Below are 13,143 nucleotides of genomic sequence, written 5' to 3' on the forward strand. Positions count from 1 at the left end.
GTGGTGACGCTGCGGGAGTACGAGACGCGGGTCGTCGAAGGGGTCCGGCTGAGCGCCGCCGACCGGGCGCTGTGCGCGGGCGAACAGCTGGCCAGGCGCCTCCAGGTGCGGGAACTCGCGGGTGGACGGCTGGAGTTGACCGCCGGTCCGTGTGTCGGGGTCGTCCGGCTCGACGCCTGCGAGATCCGCGTGCTGCCCAAATACCTGGGCGAGGAGCTCGACGTACTGCGCATGCTGGAGTACGCGGCGGGCCGCGGACTGCCGGCGCTCGACGCGGCACGCACGGTACGCGAGGGCGCTCCCCATCTGCGCGACGTGGTCGCGCTCCTGGTGACGGAGCACTGCGAGCGACTGCTCGCGCACGGGGTGCGCCGCGACTATGTGACGGCCGAGGACGAACTGCCGGTGGTCCGGGGCCGGCTGCTGGCCGATCGCCAGATTCTGCGGCACTACGGACGGCTGGACCTGCTGGCCTGCCGGTTCGACGAGCACGATACGGACATCGTGGACAACCGGCTGTGCGCTGCGGCCGTCGACCTCGCGGCGCGCACCGCGCGCTCCCCCGCCGTACGGGCCAGGGCCCGGCGGGCGGCCGCCCAGTTCGCCCAGGTGGCGCCGACGCGGCTGGACGATCTACGGACGGCTCTGGCGGGGCTCGACTACCACCGGCACAACAGCCACTACGAGGGCGCACACCGCTGGGCGGCACTGCTGCTGTCGGGTGGCGGCATCGCGGACCTCTTCGCCTCGGGCCCGCTCGCCTCCCGGGCGTTCCTCATCGACATGAACGTCCTGTTCGAGTCCTTCGCCACCCAGTTGCTGCGGGAGGCCTCGGCCGGCACCGGGTTCACCGTCCGGGACCAGTCGCGGCACCGCGGCGTACTGCGCGACGAGCGAACGGGCCGCCACTACAGCGAGGTACGCCCGGACGTCCTGATCTCGGGGAGCCGCGACGGGGAGCCGGTGAGCCGCCCCGTCGACATCAAGTACAAGCTGTACGACGGCAGAAAGCTCGGCACACCGGACCTGTATCAGGCGTTTCTCTACGCGCAGGCCCTGGCCCGGCAGCCCCGGGGCGGCACACCCACCTGTGTGCTGCTCCATCCCGGTGGGGTGTCCGCGCCGCGCGAAAGTGTCGCCGTGCGCCGCTGGGACGGCAGCACTTCGGCCCGGGTCCGGTCGGTGGCCCTCGACCTGCCGTCGGTGCTCGACGCCCTGGCAGGCGCCGAGCGGGAGGCTGTACTCGCCGGGGTGTTCGCGGCGGCACTGGACTGAAGTGGCGAGCTACTGTCGGTCCGTCGCGGGCTGCCTTCCGGATGGAGACGTGGTGGTGCCTGGGCCGCCGGTGCCGAGGTGGACGTGCAGGTCCAGCCGTCGAGGCCCGCTCCGGCCCCGCCGTTCCCGCCCAGGTCCGCGTCGGCCGCACGGGCGGCCGACGAGAGCGCGGTCGGGGTGTCGGGCTGTCGGGGGTGTCGGCGGCGACTCTGTGGTCAGGGCCTCTGATCGGGTCCGACGGCCGTCACGTCCCTTCGCCCGTCGCCAGCCCCGCCGCCGCCTCGTGCATCGCCAGTTCCAGCAGGGCCGGGTCCGTGAGGGTGCCCGAGCCGTCCGGGGGGACCAGCCAGCGGACGCCGCCGGTGGAGCGGCCGGGGTACGGGACGACGATCCAGGTGCCGAGCCCGGCGGAGCGTACGCCGGTGCCGAGCCATCGTGCGGCCGTGCCCGGCGGTACGAAGAAGCCCATGCGGGCGTCGCCGAAGTCGACGAGGACCGGGCCGAGTTGGTCGATGACCCGGGTCAGTACGTCGAGCGTGGGATAGCCGAGCCCGCCCGGCAGGATGAGTACGTCCCAGAGCCTGCCCGCCGGAAGCAGCGCGACCCCGAGGGGGTTGCGCTCCCACTCCCAGCGGCAGGCCTCCGGATCCGGAGCCACGGAAGCGAGCCAATCGACCGCCGTCTTCGCCCCAGTCATGGGGTCCTCCCTTTCGTGTGGACGCGGGTCGCGTCACAAGGGAGAGAGGGGTCGGGGCCGAGCATTACGCGGGTTCCGGCTACTAGTTGGTAGTGAACCGGGTCACCGTGGATGAGCTGGGCGTACGCCTGTGGATCACAGGCGTACGCGCGCGCCCTCAGCTGTCGAAGCCGAGGCCCAGCCGGTCCATCGTCCGCAGCCACAGATTGCGCCGGCCGTCGTGGGCGTCGGCCCGCGCGAGGGACCACTTGGTGAGCGCGATCCCCGTCCAGGCGAAGGGCTCCGGCGGGAAGGGCAGCGGCTTCTTGCGGACCATTTCCAGGGACGTACGTTCCGTGCGCTCCCCCGACAGCAGGTCGAGCATCACGTCGGCGCCGAACCGGGTCGCCCCGACGCCGAGGCCCGTATAGCCGGCCGCGTACGCGACCCGGCCCTGGTGGGCCGTGCCGAAGAAGGCCGAGAAGCGGGAGCAGGTGTCGATCGCGCCGCCCCACGCGTGCGTGAAGCGGACGCCCGCCAGCTGCGGGAAGCAGGTGAAGAAGTGATCGGCGAGCTTCGCGTACGTCTCCGGCCGGTGGTCGTACTCGGCGCGCACCCGGCCGCCGTACGGGTAGACCGCGTCGTATCCGCCCCACAGGATCCGGTTGTCGGCGGAGAGCCGGAAGTAGTGGAACCGGTTCGCCGAGTCGCCGAGGCCCTGGCGGTTCTTCCAGCCGATGGACGCCAGTTGGTCCGCGGTCAGCGGCTCGGTCATCAGCGCGTAGTCGTAGACCGGGACGGTGTAGGCGCGGACGCGCCTGACCAGGTTCGGGAAGATGTTCGTGCCGAGGGCGACCCGGCGGGCGCGGACGCCGCCGTACGGGGTGCGTACGGCCATTCCGGCGCCGTACGGTTTCAGGTCGAGCGCGGGCGTGTGCTCGTACACGCGGACGCCCAGGTCGAGGCAGGCGCGCTTGAGGCCCCAGGCGAGCTTGGCGGGGTGGAGGAGCGCGACACCGCGGCGGTCGTGGAGGCCGCCGAGGAATGTCGGTGAGTCGACTTGTTCCCGGACGGCTTCGGCGTCCAGGTACTCGACGCCGTCGGCGAGACCGCGGCGTTCCAACTCCGCGTGCCAGTCGCGCAGTTCCGCGGCCTGGTACGGCTCGGTGGCGACGTCGATCTCGCCGGTGCGCTCGAAGTCGCAGTCGAGGGAGTAGCGGGCGACGGCCGCCTCGATCTCGTCGAGGTTGCGGGCGCCCAGCTCCTCCAGCTTGTCGATCTCGTCGGGCCAGCGGGTCAGGCCGTTGGCCACCCCGTGCGTGAGGGAGGCGGCGCAGAAGCCGCCGTTGCGGCCCGAGGCGGCCCAGCCCACTTCGCGGCCCTCGACCAGGACCACCTCGCGCAGCGGGTCGCGCTCCTTGGCGAGGAGCGCGGTCCACAGTCCGCTGTAGCCGCCGCCGACGACGAGCAGGTCGCAGGTCTCGGTGGTGGTGAGGGCGGGCTCGGGACGGGGCTTGGCGGGGTCGTCCAGCCAGTAGGAGATCGGCTGGGCTTCAGAGAGCGACTTCGTCCAACGGGTCATGCCTTCTGCCTGTTCCGACGGTTGCTGATCACCATTCCGGCCAGCACGAACAGTACGGCGACGATGAACATGGCCGTCCCGATGACGTTGATCTGAACGGGTGTTCCGCGCTGGGCCGAGCCCCAGACGAACATGGGGAAGGTGACGGTCGAGCCGGCGTTGAAGTTGGTGATGATGAAGTCGTCGAAGGAGAGCGCGAAGGCGAGCAGCGCGCCCGCGGCGATTCCGGGAGCCGCGATGGGCAGCGTGACCCGGACGAACGTCTGGAGCGGGCCCGCGTACAGGTCCCGCGCGGCTTCCTCCAGTCTCGGGTCCATCGACATCACGCGTGCCTTGACGGCGGTGACGACGAAGCTGAGGCAGAACATGATGTGGGCGATCAGGATCGTCCAGAAGCCCAGCTGCGCGCCCATGTTGAGGAAGAGCGTGAGCAGCGAGGCGGCCATCACGACCTCGGGCATCGCCATCGGCAGGAAGATCAGCGAGTTCACGGCGCCGCGCGCCCGGAAGCGGTAGCGGACGAGCGCGAAGGCGATCAATGTGCCGAGGACGGTGGCGCCGAGCGTCGCCCAGGCCGCGATCTGCAGGCTGAGCGAGAGCGAGCCGCACAGGTCGGCGACGCCGCACGGGTCGGTCCAGGCGTCCGTGGAGAACTGCTGCCATTCGTAGTTGAAGCGCCCCTTCGGATTATTGAAGGAGAACACGGTGACGACGACGTTCGGCAGGAGCAGATAGCCGAGGGTCAGCAGACCCGCGATGACGATGAGATGGCGTCTGAGCCAGCGTACGAGGGCCATTTAGACCAGATCCTCCGTCCCGGACTTGCGGATGTAGAGCGTGACGATGGCGAGGATTCCGGCCATGAGGATGAAGGAGAGGGCCGCGGCCGTCGGGTAGTCGAGGATGCGCAGGAACTGCGTCTGGATGACGTTTCCGACCATGCGGGTGTCGGTGGAGCCGAGCAGGTCGGCGTTCACGTAGTCGCCGCTCGCCGGGATGAAGGTCAGCAGCGTCCCGGAGACGACACCCGGCATCGACAGCGGGAACGTCACCTTGCGGAAGGTCGTGAACGGCTTGGCGTACAGGTCGTTCGCCGCCTCGTGGAGGCGGCCGTCGATGCGCTCCAGCGAGGTGTAGAGCGGCAGGATCATGAACGGCAGGAAGTTGTACGTGAGACCGCAGATCACCGCGAGCGGCGTGGCCAGTACGCGGTCCCCGGCCGTGATGCCGAGCCAGCTCGTGACGTCCAGCAGGTGCAGCGAGTTGAGGGCGCCGACGACCGGGCCGCCGTCCGCGAGGATCGTCTTCCAGGCGAGCGTGCGGATCAGGAAGCTGGTGAAGAACGGCGCGATGACCAGGATCAGGATCAGGTTGCGCCAGCGGCCCGCGCGGAACGCGATCAGATACGCGAGCGGGTAGCCGAGCAGCAGGCACAGGATCGTGGCGGTGCCGGCGTACGCGATGGAGCGCAGGAACTGCGGCCAGTAGTCCGACAGCGCGTCCCAGTAGGTCGCGAAGTGCCAGGTGACCTTGTAGCCCTCCTCCAGGGAGCCCGTCTGCACGGACGTGGAGGCCTGGTAGACCATCGGCAGCGCGAAGAAGACGAGCAGCCACAGGATGCCGGGAAGCAGCAGCCAGTACGGGGTGAGGCGGCCTCTTTTCCGAGGCGGGCGCTCTTTCGGGGCGGGCGTCGGCGCCAGGGGTGGCGCGTCGGTGACGGTCGTCATCAGGCCGCCTCTTCCCCGACTGTCTCGACACCCGCGTCGATGTCTTGGGCGGCGTCCAGGCCGAAGGTGTGCGCCGGGCTCCAGTGCAGGACGACCTCGGCGCCGGGCACGAGCCGGGTGTCGCGGTCGATGTTCTGGGCGTAGACCTCGAACTCCGGGCAGACCGGGCTGTCGATGACGTACTGGGTGGAGACGCCGATGAAGCTGGAGTCGGCGATCGTGCCGGTGATCCGGTTGCGGCCCGCCGGGATCTCGCCCGCGTCGTCCACGTGCGTGAGGGATATCTTCTCGGGGCGCACGCCCACCAGGACCTTGCCGCCGGTCGTCGTCGGCGCCGAACAGCGCGCCTCGGGCAGGACGAGTTTGCCGCCGCCCGCCTTGAGGACGATCTCGCCGCCGGTCCTCGTGTCGACCTCGGCCTCTATGAGGTTCGAGGTGCCGAGGAAGTTGGCGACGAAGGTGGTGTCCGGGTTCTCGTAGAGGTCGGCGGGCGAGCCGAGTTGCTCGACACGGCCCGCGTTCATCACGGCGACCGTGTCGGCCATGGTCATGGCCTCCTCCTGGTCGTGCGTGACGTGGATGAAGGTGATGCCGACCTCGGTCTGGATGCGCTTGAGCTCCAACTGCATCTGGCGGCGCAGCTTGAGGTCGAGGGCGCCGAGCGGCTCGTCGAGGAGCAGCACCTTGGGGTGGTTGATCAGCGCGCGGGCCACGGCGACACGCTGCTGCTGGCCGCCGGAGAGCTGGTGCGGTTTCTTACGCGCCTGCTCGCCGAGCTGGACCAGCTCCAGCATCTCCTCGACCTGTTTCTTCACCGACCTGATGCCGCGCCGGCGCAGACCGAAGGCGACGTTCTCGAAGATGTCGAGGTGCGGGAAGAGCGCGTACGACTGGAAGACCGTGTTCACCGGCCGCTTGTACGGGGGCAGGTTCGTGACGTCCTGCTCACCGAGCGACACGGTGCCCGAGGTGGGCTCCTCCAGTCCTGCGATCATCCGCAGGGTGGTGGTCTTGCCGCAGCCCGAGGCCCCCAGGAGGGCGAAGAACGACCCCTGCGGGACGGTCAGGTCGAGCGGGTGGACGGCCGCGAAGGACCCGTACGTCTTGCTGATTCCCGAGAGGCGGACATCGCCGCCGGTGTCTGTCGTCATGGTGTGATCCCTGGGTGTCGGGGCCGTATGTGGTCCGGTGCGGGCCGCGGACGCCACGCCGTCGGGCGTTCCGCGCGGCGGAGCCGGTGTGTTGTCCGCCGGGTCGCCGGGCAACCGCCCGGGCTGACCGAGCCACCGAAACCGCTCCCGCCGGAGGCGTTACGCCCCTGTCAGCTTGGCGAACTTCTCTTCGTAGGCGGTCTCTTCCTTCGAGCTCAGTGAGCGGAAGGAGCGGGACTTGGCGGCCATGGCGGCGTCGGGAATGATCAGCGGGTTGTTCGCCGCGTCCTCGTCGATCTTCGCGAGCTCGGCCTTCACGCCGTCGACCGGGCAGACGTAGTTGATGTAGGCGGCGAGTTGGGCGGCCGGGCGGGGCTCGTAGTAGTAGTCGATCAGCCGCTCGGCGTTGGTCTTGTGGCGCGCCTTGTTGGGGACGAGCAGGTTGTCGGTCGACGTCATGTAACCGCTGTCCGGGATGACGAAGTCGACGTCCGGGCTGTCCGCCTTCAGCTGTACGACGTCACCGGCCCAGGCGATACAGGCGGCGAGGTCGCCCTTGGTGAGGTCGGCCGTGTAGTCGTTGCCGGTGAAGCGGCGTATCTGCCCCTTGTCGACGGCCTTCTGGAGGCGGGCGATCGCCGCGTCGTAGTCGTCGTCCGTGAACTTCGCCGGGTCCTTGCCCATGTCGAGCAGCGTCATGCCGATGCTGTCGCGCATCTCGGAGAGGAAGCCGATACGCCCCTTGAGCTTGGGGTTGTCGAGCATGTCGGAGACGGAGGTGACCTTCTCGCCGTCCAGTGCCTTCTTGTTGAAGGCGATGACCGTGGAGATACCGGTCCAGGGGTACGAATACGCGCGTCCCGGGTCCCAGTCGGGTGTGCGGAACTGCTGGGACAGGTTGGCGTACGCGTGCGGCAGGTTGGACGGGTCCAGTTTCTGGACCCAGCCGAAGCGGATCAGCCGGGCGGCCAGCCAGTCGGTGACGCAGATCAGGTCGCGCCCGGTGTCCTGACCGGCCGCGAGCTGCGGCTTGATCTTCCCGAAGAACTCGACGTTGTCGTTGATGTCCTCGGTGTACTTGACCGTGATGCCGGTGCGCTCGCGGAACGCGTCGAGCGTGGGGTGGTGCTTCTCGCTCTCGTCGATGTCCATGTACTCGGTCCAGTTGGAGAAGGCGATCCGCTTCTCCTTGGCCGAGTGGTCCTCGGACGAGACGCTCGAGGTGTTCTTCGCCGCGGGGATTCCGCACGCGCTCAGCGTCCCGAGGCCGCCGAGGGCGAGCGCGCCGCCGGTGCTCGCGCGCAGCAGCGAGCGGCGGCTGAGGGAGGCCCTGCCGCCCGCGAGGCTGCGCCGCATGGCGGCCGTTTGGGCCGGGGACAGACGGTCGGGCTCGTACTGCTCCATGCTCGTGGTGCCCTTTCGGGAGGGTTCGGCCTGGTCGCGGCCGGGGTGACTGGCCCGTGGTGGCTGGCCGGTGGTGACTAGCGGTCCCCGAAGATCGTGCGGTGCCAGTCCTTCCTGGCCACCGCGGTGTTGTCGAACATGACGTGCTTGATCTGGGTGTACTCCTCGAACGAGTACGCCGACATGTCCTTGCCGAAGCCGGACGCTTTGTACCCGCCGTGCGGCATCTCACTGATGATCGGAATGTGGTCGTTGACCCACACACAGCCGGCCTTGATCTCACGCGTGGCGCGGTTCGCGCGGTACACGTCACGGCTCCAGGCGGAGGCGGCGAGGCCGTACGGGGTGTCGTTCGCGAGCCGGATGCCCTCGTCGTCGCTGTCGAAGGGCAGCACGACCAGGACAGGCCCGAAGATCTCGGACTGCACGATCTCGCTGTCCTGGGCGGCGCCGGCGACGAGGGTGGGCCGGTAGTAAGCGCCGTGCTTCAGCTCCTGTGGGATCTCGCCGCCGGTGACCACGCGCGCGTAGGACCGGGCCCGGTCGACGAAACCGGCCACCCGGTCGCGCTGGGCGTACGAGATCAGCGGGCCGAGGTCGGTGTCCGGCGCGAAGGGATCGCCGAGCCGGACGGTCGCCATCAGGTCGGCCGTCTTCGAGACGAACTCTTCGTAGAGGGGCCTTTGCACGTACGCGCGCGTGGCGGCCGTGCAGTCCTGGCCCGTGTTGATGAGCGCGCCCGCCACCGCGCCGTGCACGGCGGCCTCCAGGTCGGCGTCGTCGAAGACCACGAAGGGCGCCTTGCCGCCGAGCTCCAGATGCAGCCGCTTGACGGTGGAGGTGGCGATCTCGGCGACGCGCTTCCCCACGGCAGTGGACCCGGTGAAGGAGGTCATCGCCACGTCCGGGTGGCCGACCAGGTGCTCGCCCGCCTCCCGGCCCGCGCCCGTGATGATGTTGACGACCCCGTCCGGGATGCCCGCCTGGGTGGCCGCCTCCGCGAACAGGAGCGAGGTGAGCGGGGTGAGCTCGGCGGGCTTCAGGACGATGGTGTTGCCCGCGGCGATCGCCGGGAGGACCTTCCAGGCCGCCATCTGGAGGGGATAGTTCCAGGGCGCGATGGAGCCGACGACACCGATGGGCTCACGGCGTACGTACGAGGTGTGGTCGCCGGAGTACTCGCCCGCGGACTGGCCCTGGAGGTGCCGGGCCGCGCCCGCGAAATAGGCCGTGTTGTCGATGGTCCCCGGGACGTCGAACTCCCGGGTCAGCTTGATCGGCTTGCCGCACTGCAGGGACTCCGCGCGGGCGAACTCCTCGGCCCGGTCGGCGAGCACGGCCGCGAAGCGGTGCATGGCGTCCGAGCGCTCGCCCGGGGTCGTGGCCGACCAGCCGGGGAAGGCGGCGCGGGCCGCGGCGACGGCGGCGTCCACGTCGGCGGTCCCGGCCAGTTCGTACGCGTACACGTCCTCGCCGGTGGACGGGTCGACGACCGTGTGGGTGTGCCCGGAGGTGCCCTTCGCCGGGCGGCCCGCGATGTACTGCGCGCCGGCCGCGAAGTGTTCCTCCGCGTGGTGCTGTGCCTGGGCGCGGATGCTGTTACCCGGGTTGTGCATGTCGCTCTCCTCCGCCGCCGGCCGCGTTCCCCCGCGGGGGCTGGCGTAGCTCCAGCTCGATTTGAATGCCGATCCTGGCAGAGCTGACCCCACCCAACAAGTGATTCCGTTGTTGCCTTTTGGTTACGCGACGGAATCTGTCGAGCAGGTGGCTACCAGGTGTCGAGTTCCCCGGGAAAAGGGCGGACGGACTGTCAGTGGTGCGTGCCAGACTCGCGTGCATGGGGAAGATCACGGGGGAGATCGAGTCGCGGGAAACCCTGGTCAGGGAGGTCCGCGCGGGGGCGAAGGTCAAGTACCTGCACTTCTGGGGGCACCGGCCGCTGCCCGACGGCCGGGTCGGGGCGAGCTGTCTGAGTCAGTGGTGGCCATCGCCGTTCACGGTGGACGGGGTGGAGTACCGGACGGCCGAGCACTGGATGATGGCGGCCAAGGCCCGGCTGTTCGAGGACGCGGAGGCCGAGCGGCGGGTGCTCGCCGCGGGGCATCCCGCCGAGGCCAAGAAGGCGGGGCGGCTGGTGCGGGGGTTCGACGAGGCTGTGTGGGAGCGGGAGCGGTTCGGGATCGTTGTCGAGGGCAGCGTGCACAAGTTCGCCGCCGGTGCCGGGCCGGCGGCGTTTTTGGTGGGCACGGGTGGGCGGGTGCTTGTTGAGGCCAGTCCGGTTGATCGGGTGTGGGGGATCGGGCTTGCTGCGGATGATGAGCGGGCGGGGGATCCGGAGCGGTGGTTGGGGGCGAATCTGTTGGGGTTCGCGTTGATGGTTGCCCGGGGGCGGGTCGCTGGGTGAGGCGGGGTACTTGAGGCCGGTGCGTTGGCTGCGGGCCGGTGGGGGCTTGTCGCGCAGTTCCCCGCGCCCCTGAAAGGGGCGCCACTGGCGGGGCGGCTATCAGCTCTCGGTTACCAGTGACGTGTTGAAGCCGTCGGTGCCTGTCTCCGAGCCGCTGGATCCCGTGTCGTCCGGGACTACCAGGAAGACCACGACGAAGGCGATGGCCAGGGCGATGCCGACGGCTCCGCAGATGATTCCGGCCAGGGCGTGGCCGGGGTTCGTCGCCTCGCCCCGGCGGGCCCGGCCGCGGCCGATCACACCGAAGACCACCGCGAGGATCCCGCAGGCCAGGGCGACCGGCCAGAGGCAGAACCCGACCGCCGCGATGATCCCGAGCACGAGCCCCGCCGTGCCCAGCCCGTTGTTGGGCGCCATGGGCATGCCGGGCCAGCCGTGGCCCGGGCCGCCACCGGCGGCTCCGCCGTAGGCGGGGTATCCCGGGTAGCCGTATCCGTACGGCACCTGGCCGGGGCCGTCGGGGGAGATGGGAGGCGGCGGGACCGGGCCACCGGGCACACCGGCGGCGGGCTCGGGGCCGCCCGGAGGCTCGAAGGGGTTGCCGGACCCGTTCGGGTAAGGGCCACCCGCGGGGGGCTGAGCAGGAGGACCGCCGGGCGGCCCGAAGGGACCGGCCCAAGGCTGCGGGCCGGCGGGCATCGAGGAGCCGGCGTCGGGAGGCACTGGCGCAGAGCCGACGCCACCACCCCGGGCACCGGCACCGGCACCGGCACCGGCACCGGGGGCGGACTGCCCCGTGTCCGTCGGCGGAGCCCAGGGGTTCGTCTCCGCGGCGGGCTGGTCCACGGGCTTGTCCAACGGGACCTTCGGGGCCGGAGCCGCGTCCTGCGGGCGGGGTCCCTCGACGGGGCCGGGAGCCGTGGAGTGGTCCGGCGGAGACCACGGGTCCGGTTCCTCGTGGTCCGGCGCACCCGGCCGCTGCGCGTCGTCGGACATGCGCGGAGTCCCCTCTGTCGTACGTTCCTGTCGTACGTTCCGTCATGCTACGGCCCGAGCCTCCCGCTGACAGGTCGAGGCCTACGATGATCCTCGTACCACCGATCAGCCGATCACCCGCGCCCCGCCGGAGACCGCCGGGCGCCGTTCCCGGGGAGGAACCCTTGACCTACCATCGCGACCTGCACGCCTTCATCGCCGGACTGCCCAAGGCAGAGCTCCACGTGCACCACGTCGGCTCGGCCTCCCCCCGAATCGTCTCCGAACTGGCCGCCCGCCACCCCGACTCCAAGGTGCCGACCGACCCCGAGGCCCTGGTCGACTACTTCACGTTCACGGACTTCGCCCACTTCATCGACGTGTACCTGTCCGTGGTCGACCTCATCCGCACCCCGGAGGACGTACGCCTCCTGACGTACGAGGTCGCCCGTGACATGGCCCGGCAGCAGATCCGCTACGCCGAGCTGACGGTCACCCCCTTCTCCTCGACCCGCCGCGGCATCGACGAGGGTGCCTTCGTGGACGCCATCGAGGACGCCCGCAAGGCCGCCGAGGCCGACTTCGGGACCGTGCTGCGCTGGTGCTTCGACATCCCCGGCGAGGCGGGACTCGAGTCCGCCGAGGAGACGGTCCGGATCGCCACCACGGACAAGATCCGCCCCGAGGGCCTGGTGTCCTTCGGGCTCGGCGGGCCCGAGATCGGCGTACCCCGGCCGCAGTTCAAGCCGTACTTCGACCGTGCGATCGCGGCCGGTCTGCACTCCGTACCGCACGCGGGCGAGACCACCGGCCCCGAGACGGTCTGGGACGCCCTCACCGAGCTGCGCGCCGAGCGCATCGGGCACGGCACCAGCTCCGCCCGGGACCCGAAGCTGCTCGCGCACCTCGCCGAGCACCGGATCCCGCTGGAGGTCTGCCCCACCTCCAACATCGCCACCCGCGCGGTCCTGGACCTCGACGAGCACCCCATAAAGGAGTTCGTACGGGCCGGGGTCGTCGTCACGATCAACTCCGACGACCCGCCGATGTTCGGCACCGACCTCAACAACGAGTACGCGGTCGCCGCCCGCCTCCTCGACCTCGACGAGCGCGGTCTGGCCTCGCTCGCCAAGAACGCCGTCGACGTGTCCTTCCTGGACGACACCGGCAAGGCGCAGCTCGCCGAGGAGATCGACACGTACACGTCTGCGTGGCTCGCGCCCTGAGCCAGCACAATGGGCCCATGCGCACCGTGACTGCCGTGGCCCATCGCGGCGACCCCTACCGCGTCCGCGAGAACACGATCGACTCGCTGCGTTCCGCGCTCCAACGGGGCGCGGACGCCGTCGAGATCGACGTCCGGCTGACCCGCGACGACGTGCCCGTCCTGCTGCACGACGAGACCCTGAAGCGGCTGTGGGAACAGGACCGGCCGTTGCTGTCGCTCTCCTCGGACGAGGTGCGCGGGCTCACCTCCGGCGGGGTTCCCACCCTTCAAGAGGCCCTGAAGTCGGCCGACGACGGCCGGTTCATGGTCGATCTGCCGGGTCGCGCGAACGCGCGCGCCGTGCGCCGGATCGTCGACGTCATCCGTGACCTCGGGGCCGACGAGCGCGTGTACTACTGCGCCGGCGCCGAGACCATGCTCGCCGTGCGCGCGGCCGACCCCGCCGCGGAGATCGCCCTCACCTGGACCACGCTCGCGCCCCCACGGCCCGTACTGCTCGACGCGGTGCGGCCGCGCTGGCTCAACTACCGCTTCGGCCTGGTCGACCGCGGCCTCGTCGCCCGCGTCCACCGCGGCGGTCACCTGATGTCGGTGTGGACGCCCGACACCCGGCGGTCCATGCGGCGGCTGCTCGACGCGGGGGTCGACTCGATCACGACCAACCGCATCGACACGCTGTGCGCGCTGCGCAGGGTCTAGGCCGCTCGAACCACAGGGGCGG

11 protein-coding genes and 1 pseudogene are annotated in these 13,143 nt (G+C 70.4%); 4 read left to right on the forward strand and 8 right to left on the reverse strand.

Annotation, left to right across the window (positions count from 1 at the left end; translation table 11 throughout):
- Positions 1 to 1,275: a hypothetical protein gene (locus tag AB0I18_RS16745; protein ID WP_363106220.1), complete on the forward strand. Its 1,275-nt coding sequence runs from the start codon at positions 1 to 3 to the stop codon at positions 1,273 to 1,275.
- A gap of 244 nt (positions 1,276 to 1,519) precedes the next feature.
- On the opposite strand, the gene AB0I18_RS16750 is transcribed toward AB0I18_RS16745, so the two are convergent.
- The 7 genes from AB0I18_RS16750 to AB0I18_RS16780 all read right to left on the reverse strand — a co-directional run bounded on the left by AB0I18_RS16750 (position 1,520) and on the right by AB0I18_RS16780 (position 9,431).
- Positions 1,520 to 1,972, reverse strand: coding sequence for a hypothetical protein (locus AB0I18_RS16750; protein WP_363106221.1), 453 nt, complete (start codon positions 1,970 to 1,972; stop codon positions 1,520 to 1,522).
- A gap of 157 nt (positions 1,973 to 2,129) precedes the next feature.
- Complete coding sequence (locus tag AB0I18_RS16755) at positions 2,130 to 3,533, reverse strand: FAD-dependent oxidoreductase (RefSeq protein ID WP_363106222.1); 1,404 nt, start codon at positions 3,531 to 3,533, stop codon at positions 2,130 to 2,132.
- Complete coding sequence (locus AB0I18_RS16760; RefSeq protein ID WP_363106223.1) at positions 3,530 to 4,330, reverse strand: ABC transporter permease; 801 nt, start codon at positions 4,328 to 4,330, stop codon at positions 3,530 to 3,532. Before AB0I18_RS16760 ends, AB0I18_RS16755 begins: the two co-directional genes overlap by 4 nt.
- Entirely contained in the window at positions 4,331 to 5,260 is a 930-nt protein-coding gene (locus AB0I18_RS16765) for an ABC transporter permease (protein WP_363106224.1), read from the reverse strand.
- Positions 5,260 to 6,411, reverse strand: a complete 1,152-nt coding sequence (locus tag AB0I18_RS16770; RefSeq protein ID WP_363106225.1) for an ABC transporter ATP-binding protein — start codon at positions 6,409 to 6,411, stop codon at positions 5,260 to 5,262. Before AB0I18_RS16770 ends, AB0I18_RS16765 begins: the two co-directional genes overlap by 1 nt.
- A 159-nt stretch (positions 6,412 to 6,570) precedes the next feature.
- Complete coding sequence (locus AB0I18_RS16775; RefSeq protein ID WP_363106226.1) at positions 6,571 to 7,815, reverse strand: spermidine/putrescine ABC transporter substrate-binding protein; 1,245 nt, start codon at positions 7,813 to 7,815, stop codon at positions 6,571 to 6,573.
- A gap of 77 nt (positions 7,816 to 7,892) precedes the next feature.
- Complete coding sequence (locus tag AB0I18_RS16780; protein WP_363106227.1) at positions 7,893 to 9,431, reverse strand: gamma-aminobutyraldehyde dehydrogenase; 1,539 nt, start codon at positions 9,429 to 9,431, stop codon at positions 7,893 to 7,895.
- Positions 9,432 to 9,652: 221 nt separating this feature from the next.
- Between AB0I18_RS16780 and AB0I18_RS16785 the strand changes: the two genes are divergently transcribed.
- A complete protein-coding gene (locus tag AB0I18_RS16785; RefSeq protein ID WP_363106228.1) occupies positions 9,653 to 10,219 on the forward strand; it encodes an NADAR family protein in 567 nt (188 codons plus the stop codon).
- Positions 10,220 to 10,318: 99 nt separating this feature from the next.
- On the opposite strand, the gene AB0I18_RS16790 is transcribed toward AB0I18_RS16785, so the two are convergent.
- Positions 10,319 to 11,215: a DUF4190 domain-containing protein gene (locus AB0I18_RS16790; protein ID WP_363106229.1), complete on the reverse strand. Its 897-nt coding sequence runs from the start codon at positions 11,213 to 11,215 to the stop codon at positions 10,319 to 10,321.
- A gap of 112 nt (positions 11,216 to 11,327) precedes the next feature.
- Here AB0I18_RS16790 and AB0I18_RS16795 point away from each other — a divergent pair.
- Together AB0I18_RS16795 and AB0I18_RS16800 are read left to right on the forward strand one after the other, a co-directional pair.
- Positions 11,328 to 12,420, forward strand: a pseudogene (locus AB0I18_RS16795) (adenosine deaminase).
- 17 nt (positions 12,421 to 12,437) lie between these two features.
- Entirely contained in the window at positions 12,438 to 13,121 is a 684-nt protein-coding gene (locus tag AB0I18_RS16800; protein ID WP_363106230.1) for a glycerophosphodiester phosphodiesterase, read from the forward strand.
- Positions 13,122 to 13,143: the final 22 nt, after the last annotated feature.

It is taken from the genome of Streptomyces sp. NPDC050704 (assembly GCF_040654355.1).
Classification (GTDB): Bacteria; Actinomycetota; Actinomycetes; order Streptomycetales; family Streptomycetaceae; genus Streptomyces.